Source organism: Sphingobacterium thalpophilum (genome assembly GCF_901482695.1).
GTDB classification, from domain to species: Bacteria; Bacteroidota; Bacteroidia; order Sphingobacteriales; family Sphingobacteriaceae; genus Sphingobacterium; species Sphingobacterium thalpophilum.
On sequence record NZ_LR590484.1, the window covers coordinates 1,605,019 to 1,621,151 of the forward strand.

The following is a 16,133-nucleotide window of genomic DNA, read 5'->3' on the forward strand; positions in this document are numbered from 1 at the left end:
TGAATATATAATTTATAATAAACGGCAGCTATACTTTATCTCAAAGATAGGAATTATAAGATCAGGCTGCCAGCTTTACACGAAAATTTAACGTAAAAATCATGCCAAAGAAGGCACATCGGCATGCCGGAGGTATAAATTGGCACAGGCGCGGGCATCGGACAGGGCTTCGTGGTGATTGAGCTCGATGCCCAATACCTCACAGCAGGCATTTAAGCGCGCCGGCTTAAATCCTTTGCCCTGATAGATTCGAAAGGTGCATTCCCACTTTTCGTTGAGCCCCAGGCTCTCGTAAGGAAGATTGTAATAGTGCATCGTTTTGCGGAGTACGCCCCGGTCAAAAAGCTCGTTGTGGGCGACCATCAGACGGTTGCTGATCAGTGGGTAAATCTGTGGAAATAGCTGCTTAAAGGTCGGAGCGCTGGCGGTATCCCGTGGTCTGATGCCATGCACCCTGGTCGTCTGCCACATATATTGATTGTGCGGCGGCTGGATCAGGGAATAAAACTCATCCACAATAATGCCCTGCTCCACCACCACAAGGCCAATGGCACAGGCTGAATTCTGATTAGCTGTGGCTGTTTCAAAATCTATCGCGGTAAAACTTAATCCTGAAGGCATCGATATTCTCCTAAAAATTGCGGTAAAGTTAAGAAATACTATTGAATATTTGGGTAACCATCGGCAAAGGCCTTGAAAATAAAGCAGGATTTAACTAAGTTTGGATCGCATTATAGTTAAACATATCGCATGAAAAGTTCAACCCTCAGTTACTTTCTTTCCATGGGCCTTCTGGCTACCCTGCTCTGGGCCTGCAAGGGCAAGAATACCGCCAAACCGGACAATAACAAGTCCGCCTCCGGGCAAATGTTGAGCACCGCAGACAGCACGCTGCTGCGGACATTGTGATCGACATCTCGCTGGAGAGCGCACCGGTAAGTGATGACATGGGTATACTGCGCACGGATGAGTCCATCGCCTGGGGCGACCGCTTCCGCTTTTACGAAAAGGGAGATACCTTTATCACGAGCATCGTCAACGACAAGGGCAACGACAGCTGGTATCAGTTCAGCAGCCGCAATTTTGAACGGTCAACGATATATGTTCCGGAGAGCACGGCGGAGGAGCAGCATGGGGTTATCACCTGGATGGCCATGATGATCTTCGGTCAGGCCAGCCTGCTGCATGATACGATCATGATCCACGCCTCGGTGGTCAACCACCGCGGGATGGGTGTTGCCTTCCTCGGCAAGAGCGGCACCGGCAAGAGTACACACAGCCGGCTCTGGCTGAAGCATATTCCCGACACGGTATTGCTCAATGACGATAATCCGGCCATCCGCATTACGGAATCGGGTGTCTTTATCTACGGAACGCCCTGGAGCGGCAAGACGCCCTGCTATAAAAATGAGCGGCTGCACTTGAAAGGTTTTGTGCGCCTGCAACAGGGCCCCAGCAATGTATTTGAATGGCAGCCCGGTCTCAAAGGTTTTATCGCCGTACTGCCGAGCTGTACCTCTATACGCTGGAACAAGGAGCTCTTTGGCCGCATGAACACGCTGCTGGAAAAGGTGATCGCCGAAGTGCCGGTAGGTCATCTCAAATGCCTGCCCGACGCCGAAGCGGCCACCTTGTGCGCTGAGCGGATCTTGGGTTCTACCGTTATTTCATCCGTTTAAACATTCCGCGTTCGGGAAGTGTACTGATCTTGCCCTGTTCCAGCATGTGGATACTGCGGCTGGATGCTTGCCGTAGCGCCGCCCTGGTACCGGCAGTAGGTGCCGCATCTGCCAGAGCAGCCGCCAGCATGGGATCACCGGGATCGCCCACAGCCACGGACACATCATCCCCGAGGTCACCTATATCCGGTACCAAGCCATCCCAATAATCACGTAAATTACGCTCAGTACCCTTGTTATATTTTTCACCCAGATTGCCGCGCGAATTTTTCAGCAGGAAAGAAGCTGGCCAATAAGAGACCTTTGTTTTGCCGTTATATTTAATCTCGTGCTCAAAAAATCCGACAGGCTTTCCAAAAGTACGGTTTCCCGAAGCAATGATCTTGACATCCATATGAGGCACAAGGACGTTGATCAGCATCTCTGCCGCTGAAGCAGTCTCCTCACTGACCAGAAAATAGACTTTGTCAAGCCTCAATCCACTTGTAGCCGTAAAATATGTATCGTAAATACGCAGTGCCTTACGAAGGGAAGAAGCTGCATCGGAGGACATGTATTTATTCATCTCATAGGTCAGCATGAGTTTACCGGCAGTCTTCGTTCCTCCGATCTTATTCGCCAGATAAATGCCCGATTCTACGTCCCCTCCACCGTTGTAACGCAGGTCCACAATCAGACTACTGATCTGCTTGCTCTCAAACTTGGCAAACAATGCATCGGTTTTGTCTTTATTATCATCTTCTCCATTATCTTCGATCTCTTCAAAAGAGGAATAGGCAAAATATCCGATATGCTTACCGCTGCGGGTAAACACGGTGTCTTTGTAGATAGGATTGATGACGTATGAATCATCGTAACTCATAGATGCTTTGAACAGCTTATTTTCAGGACGCTTCACCTCAAGGGTAAGACTTAAGCCGGTAAGTGCAAATCGGATTGAGCTCTGAAGACGGCTGAACTTTGCCTCGTCCGCTGGTATGACGTCACATAGATGACCTTCACAGGTCACGCCTACAGAGTAATCCTCCTTGTCGTCATTAACTGAAGTAATGATATCAGACCGCATGAATCCCGCAACCGCTCCGGGGGATCCGCCCTCGACAAATGAAATATAGGGCTGTGCCGTCGCACCATCATCGACGGAAAACCATTGAACAGAGATGCCGTACCCTTCCGCATTATACATTTTCAGGCCAGCCCGGCTGTTTATGTCGTAGTCATTCTCGCCCGTCATCGTGGAGAAACGATCAAAAACGCCGTCATTGTATCCTTCGGCATTATGCCTTGGCGTCAATTTTCTGAGCTGAGTGAGAACGGCATTGGCTGAATTCCATTGATCCGTAAACTGCGCCGGGTTTTTTAGGTAATCCGGAATAGACTCATCCGCCCACAGGGAATATAACTTATAATACTTGTAAATCTCGTCCTTAATATATTGACCTTCGGTACGGTCTGTCGGCTCCGGCTCGGGGTCTGGCTTGGGCTCGTCCTTTTTACAGGAAAGTACGGAAAGCCCGATCAGCGCAATTGCTGCCCAGCGTCCCAGCTGCTGTAGAGGCATTTTGTTCATATGGAAACATTTAGTAAAACAAACATAGAGAAATTGCGCTTTTTTCACAACTATTTATTTTCTCTTAAAGTGTCCGTTTTCAATTGATCAGAAAAAACCTTTCCCTTGATTGCCCGCTCTTAATTTGGCAAAATTTCACGTAGCTTTTCGGGTTGTTAATCCTGTATAGTGCAGAGGATGATGGGGCTGAATACCCACTTTTGATGAACGACTCGAAAGACAGCTTAATATCTGGCAAACAAAACGTCATGATCCCGAAACGTACAAAGGAAGTCACCTATGAAGTGTTTACTCCATACTAATACCTATACTTCTCTTTCCACTTGTCCCGCAGGCTCTGCCGCGCCTTCTCCTCCTGTGGATTCTGTCCGGGCTCATACAGCTTGGTACCGCTGATTTCCTTGGGCATAAACTCCTGCACGACAAAGTTGCCGGGGTAGGCGTGTGCATATTTATACTCGGCACCGTAGTTGAGGTTTTTCATCAGCTTGGTCGGCGCATTGCGGAGATGCAGCGGCACCGAAAGATCGCCGGTCTGCTTGACCAGAGCCTGTGCCTTGTTGATCGCCTCATAGGTGGCATTGCTCTTGGCGGAGCTGGCCAGATACACCACCGTCTGCGACAGAATAATACGTGACTCGGGCCAGCCGATGACATTGACGGCCTGAAAGCAGCTATTGGCCAGCAACAACGCATTGGGATTGGCGTTGCCGATATCTTCCGAAGCCAGAATCAGCAAACGGCGGGCGATAAAGGAAGGATCTTCGCCCCCTTCGATCATGCGTGCCAGCCAATAGACCGCGGCGTTGGGATCCGACCCGCGGATGGACTTAATAAAAGCCGAGATAATATCGTAATGCTGCTCGCCGGCCTTGTCATAGATCGCCATATTCTGCTGCACCTGCTTCAGTACAAAGGCATTGGTGATCGGCTCCCTGTGCAGGATGGCGGCATTCACGACAAGTTCAAGCACATTCAATAGCTTGCGGGCGTCGCCACCCGAGAGCCGCAGCAGAGCTTCATACTCTTCGATGGTTATATCCTGCTTTTTGAGATACTCATCCTCATGCAGCGCCTTCTGCACCAGACCAATCAGATCCTGCTCCGACAAATGTTCCAGCACATACACCTGACAGCGTGAAAGGAGCGCCGAGATCACCTCAAAGGAGGGATTTTCGGTGGTGGCACCGATCAGCGTGACCAGCCCCCGCTCCACAGCGCCAAGCAGCGAATCCTGCTGGGACTTGGAAAACCGGTGGATCTCATCGATAAACAGGATCGGCTGATCCTGATTGAAATTCATCAGCCGCTCGGCCTTGTCGATGACCTCGCGGATATCTTTTACGCCAGCCTGTATGGCACTCAGCGAGAAAAAAGGCCGGTCCAGCTCCTTGGCAATCAGCAGCGCCAGACTGGTCTTACCGACGCCCGGAGGGCCCCAAAGGATCATGGATGGAATATTTTTTTGCTGAATTGCATGATAAAGCACCGCATCGGGCCCGACAATATGCTGCTGCCCAACATAGTCGCTCAGCTGATGGGGACGAAGTCGTTCTGCGAGTGGAATGCGTGTTGCCATAACACAAATTTAAGAATTAAACGGCACAACAACTAAATATTTTAGTTTTACTTGATCATGTATCCCAAGACTTCTCAAGCCGCCATATTCCCCCTTTCTATACTTGATACAGCCTACTCCACACCACTTTAACATTTTTTCACATTCTTTTTTTTCATATTTGTAAAAGACGTTAATGATAGCGTAAATGCATGGGGATGATGATGAACTATTGGACTTTAATAATAACGGTCTTGTGCCTGACCGCCGGAATGGGCGGCACGGCCAGGGCTCAGGATGCTCCGCAGGACTATACGGGAGCGATAAAAAAATACGATGCTTCCTTTCGGGGCATCGGCCCGGAGGTATATTTCCTGCCGCCGCCCAAAACCGAAGAGGAGATCATCGAAGATAACTACTCAGGCAAAAAAGGATTCAGCAAAGAGATCGCCCGGCAGCTGCTGTTCCAGCGGCTATTGCTGCAGCTCCGGAGCACCAACAATGTGGGCCATTTCCGGTATCTGATGAGCCCGGCTCCGGCAGATGCCGCAGCATGGAACAACGTTATCGAAATGCAGAAAAAATCGGAAAACTGGATCGCCGGCTATGCCCTGGCCAATGAGGCGGCTTTAGCTGCGATCAAAAATAACGACAGCAGCAATGCCTCGCGGTTTCTGTATGAAGCGCTGTCGCTGGCCAACCGCACGGACAACAGGGATGATATTGCGACGATCAACCTCAATGTCAGCAACTTTCAGCTGTTCAGCGGCAACTTTGCCCAGGCCGAGGAAAGCGCACAGAATTACCACAGCTATGCCACGGTCAGCAAAAGCTACCTCGAACAGGCAAATGCATGGCTCCTGATCGCCCTGGCGCGTGCCGGACAGGGCAACTATAAGGCCGCCGAAAATAATATCATCCGCAGCGCCATCCCTTTGTTCAACAAGGCGAAAGCCTACGAAGGGAAGATCTTTGCCTGGGAAATGCTGGCTGAGGTCTATTTCAAACAGAACAAGTTCACCCAGGCACAGTGGTTTTTGCTGCAGGCCCGCGACCTCGCCAATGCCAAAAAGCTGCGCAGCGAGCTGGCGGAAATCGAGTACCTGCTGGCGGCCTCCAAGCAGCAGGACGGCAACTACAAGGTGGCCGTCAAAGAGTTTATACAGGCGGCTGAACTGGCCTCTAACGAAAACAACAAACAGCTGTCACTGGCGATACTGGACAAACTGGGCGAAGTGTATCTGGAGCTCAAGGACTATCCCTCGGCCGACCAGACCTTTAAAGCGTATACGCAGCTCAAAAACGAATTGTACAATTGATGTGTTCTCTACGCATAGAATGTATCAACCAAAGACCCGGGAGTAGAAATGGAGGACAATTTTAAGCTTTTTGTAATTATTGGAGGATAAATCAAATATTTTTTTAGAATCTGTGTTAATGTGCTATGAATTTCACTAAATTTAGCACGCTTATCAATTGAGCACCGGATATATTTGATTCCTTACTAAAACTGGCAATAGGCAAAACCCAGGACGATAGCAGTAAGGGCGCCGGTAATAGTTAGATTGCATATAACAGCAAATTTGTCTTAGTTTAAAAATGATTATTAAAACCGTCGAACATATGTTTAGAAAACTCATATTTGCACTTTTTGTGGTATCCATTGTCTCCTGTGGCTCTAAGCCCCGGGTAGCGCTTCCGGATGATGGAGGGCTCAAACCGAGCACACAACACCAGATCATCGCCAAAGAAGTGACCGGATTACTGGAAAATGCCAGCTACAAAAAGGTCAAAATGAACGATTCGATATCTGGAATTATCTTCGATAATCTGATCAAGAGCCTAGATCAGGGTAAAAATTATCTGCTCCAATCCGATATCGATGACTTTCAGGCTTATAAACACAACCTTGCCCAGGACATGAGAGATGGCGACCTCTCGTCGGCATTTTATATTTTTAATACCTATTCGAAACGCTACCTGGACCGGATGCAATATGCGCTTTCGGAAATCGACAAGAAACACGATTTCACCAAAGACGAATATTATCAGCCCAACCGTGAAAAATTAGCCTGGTTCAAAACGGCGGACGAGGCCAACGATCAATGGCGCAAACGCGTAAAATATGATCTGCTCAATCTCGAAACGGCCAGTGGCAAGTCGACCGACAGCGCAAAAACCAAACAGGTGGAAACGCTCAGGAAACGCTATGTCAACCTGATCTCCCAGGCCAAGAAAACGAATGCAAATGATGCTTTTCAGGTGGTGATGCAGGCACTGACGGATGCTGTCGACCCGCATACTTCTTACTTCAACCCTTCATTTGCGCAGGCATTCAACGAAGGCATGGCCAATACCTTTGAAGGGATCGGTGCCCGACTGATGATCGACAACGAAGCGGTGACCATCAATGAAATTATTCCCGGCGGGCCGATCTTTAAAGACAAGACCATCCAGGTCAACGATAAAATTATCGGCGTAGCACAGGGCAAGGACGGTGAATTTGAAGACATCATCGGCTGGAGACTGGATGCCGCCGTAGCGAAAATAAAAGGCCCTAAGGGTACTGTGGTACGCCTCAAAATCATTCCGGCAGGCCAGCCGATGAATGCACATCCGCGCATCGTATCGCTGGTACGGGAAAAGATCGTCGTGGAGGAAGAGTCGGCGAAAAAGGAAATCATGAACGTCAAAGGTGCCGACGGCAAAATGTACAAGGTCGGGGTCATTAATATCCCGAAATTTTACATGGACTTTGATGCCTATAGAAGACGTGATCCCAACTATAAAAGCACCACCAGAGATGTGCGCATGATCCTTGATACGCTCAAACAGGCGAAAGTGGATGCCGTAATCATCGACCTGCGCTTCAATGGCGGAGGCTCGCTTCCGGAAGCCATCGACCTCACCGGTCTCTTTATCGACAAAGGTCCTGTGGTACAGGTACGGGATACCAAAAATAATATCGATGTGGAAGAGGATAAGAATCCGGGGGTATCCTGGGATGGCCCGCTGGGCGTGATCATCAACCGCTTCTCAGCTTCGGCTTCAGAGATCTTTGCCGGCGCCATTCAGGACTATGGCCGTGGTGTGATCCTGGGTTCACAAAGTTATGGCAAGGGTACCGTGCAGTCGGCAATAGACATGTCGCGCATCATCAGCCCCACAAGCCGCTTATTGCTGAAAGCATCGGGTGAGAAAGATCCGGATACTCCCGAAGGGGCTCCGCAATATGGACAGATCAACATCACCCTGGGCAAATTCTACCGGGTCAACGGAAGCAGCACCCAGCATAAGGGTGTGACTCCGGACATCAGCTTCCCTTCGCAGTTCTCCGCAGAGAAATTCGGGGAAAGCTCCGAAAAATCAGCCCTGCCATGGGATCAGATCCAGTCGAGCAACTTCAAGAAAGTGGCCGACATGACCGGTGTGGACAAAAAGCTCGAAGCACTGCATGAAGCCCGCATCAAAAACTCACTCGAATACAAATACCTGAAAGAGGATATCGAAGAGGCTCAGAAGGATGAAGACACCAAATTCCCGCTGGAATTTAACAAATTCAAAAAAGAGAAAGACGATAACCTGCGGAAAAACCGCGAGCGCATCAATGCGCTGCTGAAACTCCAGGGCAAACCAGCCTGGGAGGAAGGCAAACCGCAGCCGAAAATGGATCTTGACTTTGTAAAAGACGAAAGTGCCAAAGTGATGACCGATTACATCATCAACTTTGCGGGTAAAAAATAAGGATGTCCAGCATCCTGCGGAAAGGCAATCGTAACAACGGTTGCCTTTCTTTTTTTGCCGCCCCCCTACCTCGTGCGCCGTTGCCTGATCAAGGTTTTTGGTGATCTTCATCACTATGCGCTACATTTCACATTAAATTCATCTTTTGTTCGTAACTTATCGTAAGATTAATTGTTTTACTAAAAAACGATACGATTATGAAACGCATTCTCCTTTTAACTGACTTTTCTGAAAATGCCCTGCTGGCGGCAAAGCAAGTGGCTCTATGCACGGAGGCATGGCACACCGAAGCTGTGCTCGTATACCACACTTACAACAGCGTAACCATCGTGAACAACGAACCGATCGTCGTGGTCAATGACGAAGTAAAAGCGGCTAAAGAAAAGGAACTGCAGGAATGGATGGAGCAGATAAAGCCGCTCTTTCCTGCGCAGGTGGATTTATCCCACCGGCTGGAAGATGTCGATCTTCCTATCGGTGTGAATGAGCTCTGTAATGCCGAGAATATCGACCTTGTCGCGCTGGGAATCACCGGCCAGACAGGTTTTGCCAAAATACTGGTGGGCAGCAACGCGATCACCCTGATGGATATCTGCAACAGGCCGATGCTGATCGTCTCCCACAAAGTCGTCCCCGCCATCCCGAAACATGTGCTGGCCACCACAGACCTCAAGGAGGTGGACCGGAAGCTCAGCCTGTTTGACCTGGACCAGGTCCTTGGCAGCTTCTCCGCCCAGCTTTATGTACTGAATGTAGCCAAACGGGAAAGTGCTGCGGCAGAACTGGCACAGGAACTCAACTATCTGCATGAGCGACTGGACAAGTACAAACCGGTCTACGATTATATCAGCCACGACGATATTGTCACCAGCATCACCGAGTACGCCAGGGAAAAGCATATCGACCTGATCCTGTCCTTCCATAAGAAACAGGGACTACTGGCCAGCTTATTTAAAACGAGCATATCCAAAAAGATCGCCTGGAACGGCGCTGCCAACCTGCTGGTGATACCCATGGACAGCATGTAAAAAATAAGGCCCCTGTTGATAAAGGGGCTATTTTTTGTCTACGGAATGCCTGCCGGGCCCAACAAAAACCAGCCCGAAGAACACGAAAAATAATTCGATCGCATGGGATGCGCCTGAGATACCGTCTCCTTTGGACAGGTGCATCAGTCCGGCGACAATCATCGTAAAGGCGAGCAGCAAGGCCGAAGGCCTAAAGAATAATCCCAGCAGCAGAAATAGACCGCCCACGGTTTCGGTAGCAGCGGCCATGAAGCCCCAGAAAGCAGGGATAAAATGGATACCCATATTTCCCATGGCCTTGCCGACGCCAGCCCAGAGCTCGGGCCCACCCTGCAGCTTGGGCAGTCCATGCATAATCATCATCACGCCCAACCCGATACGCAGGATCAACAAGCCTGTGTCTCTATATTTACCCAAAGAATTCCAAATTGCCATATTTGAAGAATTATGATTTGTGAAAACTGTTCATTATTGATTTCTGTTTCTAAAATAACCAATTTATCGAAATTAGCAAGGGCCCTGCGCCATAACTCTACCGCAAACGCCTGATAGCGCACGATCAGACCACCGATCAGCTCAGGCAAACCTGCAACCAGACCACCGCGAGACCGCCAGTCAGGTCGTCATCGCACTCTCCACCTCCCCGCCTGCCTCAAAGTTAGGACAAAAAAAAAGCCGTTTATTTGATATAGATTAAAAAACAACGGCCCATAAGCATATTTGATCAGGGGAAAGATAGACGTACAGGAATACCGGCAACAGAAAATGTACTGCTCTGCAGAAAAATATTGCATTTATAATCCTAAATACGTAATTTAAGGGCAAAAGACCGTTTATAAACGCTATGAAGAATCTACTGCTACTAACGGATTTCTCAGACAATGCTTATGCTGCTGCTCAATATGCGGCCAAATTGGCTCCGCTCTGGGGTATAGAAAAAGTGGTGCTTTACCACACCTATGAGGTGGTCCCCACTGTCGGGACAGAGCCTGTCGTGATCAGCAATGCCGAGATACTGGAAGAAAAGCAGAAAGATCTCAATAGCTGGGAGGAAGATCTGATCCAGCTGTTTCCGCAGGGAATCGCCTGGAAGGTGGTACTAGAAGAATATGAACTGAGCTACGGCGTCAACCGCACCTGTGCCGAAGAGGATATCGATCTGGTTGTCGTCGGTACTGCGGGTAAGAGCGGCTTCAAAAAACTGCTGCTGGGCAGCAATACACTGAAGCTGATCGAAAACTGTCATACCCCCTTACTGGTGGTACCAGCTAAGGCTGAATTCCGGATCCCCAAAAAGATGCTGATTGCCACCAACCTCAAGGAGGTGAAACTCAAGCTGGACCGGCTGCTGGTCAACGCCGCAGAAGTACTGCGCAAGAGCGAAGTCTATGTGGTGCATGTGACCAAAGAAGATCCCGCCAACAAAGCCGTCAGTGCCGAGATTGAGACCATGAAAGCGATGCTGGCCAGCTACCAGCCCATGTACAGCTACATCCTCACCTCGGACATCGCTACCGGCATCAACCAGTACATCAACGAAAACCATATCGATATGATGGTCTGCTTTCACCGGGACAAAGGCATGCTCAGCCGCATTTTTAACACCAGTATCGCCCAAAAGATGGCCTGGAAAAGCCAGGCCGCCATGCTCGTTATTTCAGTTTGACCGGGTTATATTGGGTATGGAATGCTGAATACTACATATATTGTAAACTAACTGACTCCGTCGTCGTCGTCAGGGTCACTTTACGGCCCAGTATCAGCGCATGGTTGTCATCAATATGCCCCGCGGGGTACCCAAAAGCGACCGGAAAATCATATTCTTTTACTTTGTCCCACACAATTTCCTCCACAGACTGCCCAAAAGCGGGATCATTATCTTTCATGGAGGAGAAGCCGCCCACAATCAGTCCTTTCAGTTTCCTGAGCTTGCCCGCCCGTTTCAGGGCCCACAGCATCCTGTCGACAGCATAGTAAGCCTCACCGACATCCTCGATAAACAGAATCTTGTTGCTGTATTTGGGGTCCGAATCTGATCCCAGGACGGACAGCAGAATGGCCAGATTGCCACCGATCAGTTTGCCTGTCGCCTCACCGGGACGGTTGGGGAAAGCCGACTGTGTATAGGTAAAATCCATGTTGTCGCCAAAAAGGGCCTTCCGGAGGGTATCAAGCGAAGCCTCGGTACCGGATTCGAAGGATTTGGGCATCTGTCCGTGAATAGTTGCAATTTTGTAGTTGCGCTGAATATGGCTATGCAGTACGGTGATATCGCTAAAGCCGACCAGCCATTTGGGCTGTTTTTCAAATGCCGAAAAATCAATCTGATCGATGATGCGCACACTGCCGTAACCTCCGCGTGCAGCAAAGACAGCTTTAATGGAAGGATCGTCCAGCGCCCACTGCAGGTCGGCAGCACGCAGACTGTCATCGCCCGCAAACTGATGGTACGCAGTGCTCACGGTCTGGCCGACGACCACCTCCAGCCCCCAGCCCTCCAGGGTACGGATCCCCACATCGATATTTCCACGGATAAAACTGGCCGGACAGACGATGGCAACCTTGTCGCCCGGCTGAAGATAAGCAGGTACTCTGGACATATTCTTTTATTGCTTCTGTTAAAAATTGCGCATACGGCTGAAGCGCGGCCGCGCACCAGCTGTAAAGCGCTCTTGCTTACAAATAAACGTAAATTTATCTTAGTTATATACCGCAAATTGAATTATCTTTGTGAAGGAAACAAGTGACAAGCGCTTGTTTTTTTATTCACTTAACTTTAACTGACTTTAAAGCATTGAGTATTCTAGATAAAAAACGTTATACGATTACATCGGCATTACCATATGCCAATGGTCCGCTGCACATCGGACACCTCGCGGGCGCTTACATCCCCGGAGATATTTTTGTACGTTATCTGCGTCTGAATGGAAAGGATGTGGTCTATGTCTGTGGTTCGGATGAACATGGGGCAGCCATTACCATCCGTGCGAAAAAAGAAGGGATCACTCCCCAGCAGATTATTGATAAATATAACAAACAGATCAAAGAGAGCTTTGAGGAGTTTGGTATCTCATTTGACATTTACCACCGTACTTCCGAACCGATACATCACCAGCTGTCGCAGGATTTTTTCCTCAACTTATACAATAAAGGGGAGTTTGTCGAGAAATTTTCTGAACAATATTACGACGAAGAATTTCACCAGTTTTTGGCAGACCGTTATATCACCGGTACCTGTCCGAACTGTAAGTCCGAAGGTGCCTATGGGGATCAGTGCGAAAAATGCGGTACTTCCCTCAGCCCAACGGACCTGATCAACCCCATCTCTACCTTAAGTGGCAAGACACCGGTACTGAAAGAAACGAAGCACTGGTACCTTCCACTGGACAAATACCAGCCCTGGCTGGAAAAATGGCTTATCGAGGGCAAGAAAAATAGCCTGAAGTCCAACGTATTCGGCCAATGCCAGTCCTGGCTCAAATCTGGACTGCAGCCACGCTCCATGACCCGGGATCTCGACTGGGGGGTAGATGTGCCGCTCGAAGAAGCACAGGGCAAGAAACTGTATGTCTGGCTGGATGCCCCCATAGGCTACATCTCAGCGACCAAACAGTGGGCACTCGACCATGGCAAAAACTGGGAAGATTACTGGAAGGCGCAGGAAAACCCCGCCGATGATTCGACGCTGATCCACTTTATCGGAAAAGACAACATCGTATTCCACTGTATCATATTTCCGGCGATATTGCATGCGCATGGCGGTTATATCCTGCCTGAAAATATTCCGGCCAATGAGTTCCTCAACCTGGAGGGCGACAAGCTTTCCACGTCACGCAACCATGCGGTATGGCTGCATGAGTACCTGCAGGAATTTCCGGGCAAACAGGATGAGCTCCGGTATGTGCTCACCTCCATACTTCCCGAAACATCAGATGCTGAATTTACCTGGAAGGACTTTCAGGCGCGCGTCAACAATGAACTGGTGGCCATCTTTGGCAACTTCGTCAACCGCGTCATGGTGCTTTCACACAAATATTTTAACGGCAAGGTGTTGAGCGGATCGGCGAAGACCGCCGTAGACCAGTCGGTGCTGGACGAACTGAAGTCTTACCCCGCCACAATCAAATCCTCGCTGGAGCAGTTCCGCTTCCGCGAAGCACTGGCCGAGTTTATGAATGTAGCGCGCCTAGGCAACAAATACCTCGCGGATGAAGAACCCTGGAAAATCATCAAGACGGATGAAGAACGGGTCAAAACCATTTTAGGAGTAGCTGCCCAGATCGTTGCGAACCTCGCTGTGCTGGCACAGCCATTCCTGCCCAAGACAGCGACAAAGCTGTTTGAAATGCTCAACTTCCCACAGGGCAGCTGGACGGATGCTGGTAGCGACAACCTGATCGAGGACGGCCATCAGCTGGGTGAAGTACAGCTGCTGTTTGATAAAATAACAGACGAACAGGTGGAATTCCAGCTCAACAAACTGGCGGAGGCGAAGGTCAAAAATCTGGCAGACAACGCCAAGGTGGCCCCAGTAAAGGATAACATCAGCTTTGACGACTTTGTCAAAATGGATATCCGCGTAGGTACCATTCTGGAAGCAGAGAAAGTAGCCAAAACAAAGAAGCTGCTCAAGCTGACCATCGACACGGGCATCGACAAGCGCACCGTCGTATCGGGAATCGCCGAATATTTTAGCCCCGAAGAAATCGTCGGCCGCCAGGTGTCTATCCTGGTCAATCTAGAACCACGCGAAATCAAGGGCATCACTTCCCAGGGGATGATCCTGATGGCCGAGGACGCTGATGGACGTCTGGATTTTGTCCGACCAGATACCAGCATAAAAGTTGGTAGCACTGTACGCTAACATCCGCAACAGGAGTTTCAAAAGATAACAAAATAAGAGGTCGTATCAAAAGATAAAAGTTAGATATGGCTTCTTTTTTCTTTTAATATCAGTTACAATATTGCTTCACAATAGCGCTGAATGTGTTTTGTTTTCGCTTATACAAGGGTCTTCTTTTTGATAAAAATAATATTTGTCATTTATATGAGCGGTTGTTTGTGTATATTTGGCAAAAAAAGGAAACAAACCACTTTTGAGAAGTCTTTGCACATATATGCTATTGGTCGCCTTGACACTGCAATCATTCTATCGCAGTATCATGACCATGGAGTATCAGATACATTTGACCGATTACCTCGCAAAATGTATAAACAAAGATAAGCCCCAGCTCCATTGCAATGGCCAATGTGTGCTGATGAAGAAAATAAAGGAAAAAGAAAAAGAGGAAACAAAAAAGGATCTGTTGGTATATGAATACAATTCTCTTTATGTGCATAAAGAGAACACTGTTTTTAAAATGTACCAACCTAAGGAAGAAACCGACCAAAGCCTTTTTTCGACTTATCCGATTGATTACAGGTTCAGTTACCATACATCCGTTTTCCGCCCGCCGATTAGCTAATCGCAGCATCAGAACGTAGCTCCGCGTCAACCTGACAGATTATCAATGGATTTCCGTCCATCGTCTTAACGGCGGTGCAAGACCGAAATTGATAATGCCCGTTACGTTCACCCCATTTCAATAAATTTTCACGAAACATTGGATTTACAATTCATCTAAATGAAGAAGTCACTCCTTTTTCTCACCGCATTATGCCTTGCGGTGCTGTCCTGTACAAAGGAAAAAACGGATTACGAAGCGGAAATTGATACCGTCGTCCCCGAATACCACGAATTTGAAGAAGCTGTTGCCATCAAAAGCGGAGGTTACAGCATCAGTATCGAAGCATTGAACGGAACGTTCTATAAAGGCTACAACGAAATCCGTTTGAAGATTACGGATATGCAGACCAAAGAAAAGGCAAATGCGTCCGCTGTAACATTCCTCCCTATCATGACCAATGCGGAAGGGGATCAGATTTCCTGTCCGCACCGATACGATTTGGACTATAGTCCAGACGGTGACTATTTTTCGGGATATTCGGTGTTTACGGATGAAAGCGGTACGGATGGCAGCTGGGAGCTTTATATCAGCTTCACGATTGCAGGCCAGTCCCATACGGTCAGCCAGAATATCGATGTCCATGAACAAGCCAACAAAAACCTGAACATGATCACGTTCACGGGAAAGGATAATGAACAATACATCATTGCCTTGTTGGCGCCACAAAAGCCAAAGGTTGGCGAAAACGGACTGGTTGCAGGCATCTATAAATACAATAGGCCGACCAATCCTCCATCCGGCAATTTCCCGGATGCCTCGCAGTTTTCATACACGGAGGTAAGCGGTTACACCTTGCAGTTAGACCCCCGGATGCCGGAGCCGTCTATGGGAAACCATTCCTCGCCCAACAATAGGGATTTAACACAGCAGGACGATGGCCTGTACCATGGCGTGGTCAACTACACCATGACGGGTAACTGGACGCTGAATTTCATCCTATTGAACCAGCAGGGGCAAATTTTGAAAGGCACAGTCGTACCAACGGATTTCACGCCGGGCGTGGAAGGCGTGAAAAGCGAATTATACATTGACATTTTATTCTAAGGT

14 protein-coding genes are annotated in these 16,133 nt (G+C 48.8%); 9 read left to right on the forward strand and 5 right to left on the reverse strand.

Annotated elements, in window-relative coordinates:
• Positions 1–99 precede the first annotated feature (99 nt).
• The gene (locus tag FGL37_RS06875) at positions 100–621 is read right to left on the reverse strand and encodes a 3'-5' exonuclease (protein WP_037532740.1); all 522 of its coding nucleotides are present in this window, start codon (positions 619–621) and stop codon (positions 100–102) included.
• Positions 622–750: 129 nt separating this feature from the next.
• On the opposite strand from FGL37_RS06875, the gene FGL37_RS25350 reads away from it, so the two are divergent.
• Together FGL37_RS25350 and FGL37_RS06880 are read left to right on the forward strand one after the other, a co-directional pair.
• The gene (locus FGL37_RS25350) at positions 751–909 is read left to right on the forward strand and encodes a hypothetical protein (protein WP_160169479.1); all 159 of its coding nucleotides are present in this window, start codon (positions 751–753) and stop codon (positions 907–909) included.
• Positions 906–1,679: a hypothetical protein gene (locus FGL37_RS06880; RefSeq protein WP_051606691.1), complete on the forward strand. Its 774-nt coding sequence runs from the start codon at positions 906–908 to the stop codon at positions 1,677–1,679. The genes FGL37_RS25350 and FGL37_RS06880 overlap by 4 nt, the downstream gene beginning before the upstream one ends.
• On the opposite strand, the gene FGL37_RS06885 is transcribed toward FGL37_RS06880, so the two are convergent.
• Both FGL37_RS06885 and FGL37_RS06890 read right to left on the reverse strand, forming a co-directional pair.
• Positions 1,663–3,249, reverse strand: a complete 1,587-nt coding sequence (locus FGL37_RS06885) for a S41 family peptidase (RefSeq protein WP_028069357.1) — start codon at positions 3,247–3,249, stop codon at positions 1,663–1,665. The genes FGL37_RS06880 and FGL37_RS06885 overlap by 17 nt on opposite strands.
• Before the next feature lie 298 nt (positions 3,250–3,547).
• Positions 3,548–4,828 (reverse strand): replication-associated recombination protein A, encoded by a 1,281-nt coding sequence (locus FGL37_RS06890; RefSeq protein ID WP_028069358.1) that lies wholly within the window; start codon positions 4,826–4,828, stop codon positions 3,548–3,550.
• 197 nt (positions 4,829–5,025) lie between these two features.
• Here FGL37_RS06890 and FGL37_RS06895 point away from each other — a divergent pair, with 197 nt between their 5' ends.
• The 3 genes from FGL37_RS06895 (at position 5,026) to FGL37_RS06905 (ending at position 9,579) form a co-directional block, all read left to right on the forward strand.
• Complete coding sequence (locus FGL37_RS06895) at positions 5,026–6,126, forward strand: tetratricopeptide repeat protein (protein WP_160169480.1); 1,101 nt, start codon at positions 5,026–5,028, stop codon at positions 6,124–6,126.
• Between the two features lie 304 nt (positions 6,127–6,430).
• Positions 6,431–8,551 carry a carboxy terminal-processing peptidase gene (locus FGL37_RS06900; protein ID WP_138096724.1) on the forward strand — a complete coding sequence of 707 codons (2,121 nt, stop codon included), beginning with the start codon at positions 6,431–6,433 and terminating at the stop codon, positions 8,549–8,551.
• Positions 8,552–8,748: 197 nt separating this feature from the next.
• Entirely contained in the window at positions 8,749–9,579 is an 831-nt protein-coding gene (locus FGL37_RS06905; protein WP_028069361.1) for a universal stress protein, read from the forward strand.
• Positions 9,580–9,606: 27 nt separating this feature from the next.
• Here FGL37_RS06905 and FGL37_RS06910 read toward each other — a convergent pair whose 3' ends face one another.
• A complete protein-coding gene (locus FGL37_RS06910; protein WP_028069362.1) occupies positions 9,607–10,014 on the reverse strand; it encodes a DoxX family protein in 408 nt (135 codons plus the stop codon).
• A 409-nt stretch (positions 10,015–10,423) separates the two neighbouring features.
• On the opposite strand from FGL37_RS06910, the gene FGL37_RS06915 reads away from it, so the two are divergent.
• Positions 10,424–11,245, forward strand: coding sequence for a universal stress protein (locus tag FGL37_RS06915; protein ID WP_028069363.1), 822 nt, complete (start codon positions 10,424–10,426; stop codon positions 11,243–11,245).
• Between the two features lie 31 nt (positions 11,246–11,276).
• Here the strand turns inward: FGL37_RS06915 and FGL37_RS06920 are convergent, their stop codons facing one another.
• Positions 11,277–12,179 carry a S66 peptidase family protein gene (locus FGL37_RS06920; protein WP_028069364.1) on the reverse strand — a complete coding sequence of 301 codons (903 nt, stop codon included), beginning with the start codon at positions 12,177–12,179 and terminating at the stop codon, positions 11,277–11,279.
• Between the two features lie 194 nt (positions 12,180–12,373).
• On the opposite strand from FGL37_RS06920, the gene metG reads away from it, so the two are divergent.
• The 3 genes from metG (at position 12,374) to FGL37_RS06935 (ending at position 16,130) form a co-directional block, all read left to right on the forward strand.
• Positions 12,374–14,443, forward strand: coding sequence for a methionine--tRNA ligase (gene metG / locus FGL37_RS06925; protein WP_081817831.1), 2,070 nt, complete (start codon positions 12,374–12,376; stop codon positions 14,441–14,443).
• Between the two features lie 232 nt (positions 14,444–14,675).
• Positions 14,676–15,044 carry a hypothetical protein gene (locus tag FGL37_RS06930; protein WP_138096726.1) on the forward strand — a complete coding sequence of 123 codons (369 nt, stop codon included), beginning with the start codon at positions 14,676–14,678 and terminating at the stop codon, positions 15,042–15,044.
• A 159-nt stretch (positions 15,045–15,203) separates the two neighbouring features.
• Entirely contained in the window at positions 15,204–16,130 is a 927-nt protein-coding gene (locus tag FGL37_RS06935; protein ID WP_028069366.1) for a hypothetical protein, read from the forward strand.
• Positions 16,131–16,133: the final 3 nt, after the last annotated feature.

Excerpts from the sequence above, each read along its gene's own strand:
- FGL37_RS06875 (WP_037532740.1), bottom strand. The coding sequence starts at position 621 with ATGCCTTCAGGATTAAGTTTTACCGCGATAGATTTTGAAACAGCCACA.
- FGL37_RS25350 (WP_160169479.1), top strand. The coding sequence starts at position 751 with ATGAAAAGTTCAACCCTCAGTTACTTTCTTTCCATGGGCCTTCTGGCT.
- FGL37_RS06885 (WP_028069357.1), bottom strand. The coding sequence starts at position 3,249 with ATGAACAAAATGCCTCTACAGCAGCTGGGACGCTGGGCAGCAATTGCG.
- FGL37_RS06890 (WP_028069358.1), bottom strand. The coding sequence starts at position 4,828 with ATGGCAACACGCATTCCACTCGCAGAACGACTTCGTCCCCATCAGCTG.
- FGL37_RS06895 (WP_160169480.1), top strand. The coding sequence starts at position 5,026 with ATGATGATGAACTATTGGACTTTAATAATAACGGTCTTGTGCCTGACC.
- FGL37_RS06900 (WP_138096724.1), top strand. The coding sequence starts at position 6,431 with ATGTTTAGAAAACTCATATTTGCACTTTTTGTGGTATCCATTGTCTCC.
- FGL37_RS06905 (WP_028069361.1), top strand. The coding sequence starts at position 8,749 with ATGAAACGCATTCTCCTTTTAACTGACTTTTCTGAAAATGCCCTGCTG.
- FGL37_RS06910 (WP_028069362.1), bottom strand. The coding sequence starts at position 10,014 with ATGGCAATTTGGAATTCTTTGGGTAAATATAGAGACACAGGCTTGTTG.
- FGL37_RS06915 (WP_028069363.1), top strand. The coding sequence starts at position 10,424 with ATGAAGAATCTACTGCTACTAACGGATTTCTCAGACAATGCTTATGCT.
- FGL37_RS06920 (WP_028069364.1), bottom strand. The coding sequence starts at position 12,179 with ATGTCCAGAGTACCTGCTTATCTTCAGCCGGGCGACAAGGTTGCCATC.
- FGL37_RS06935 (WP_028069366.1), top strand. The coding sequence starts at position 15,204 with ATGAAGAAGTCACTCCTTTTTCTCACCGCATTATGCCTTGCGGTGCTG.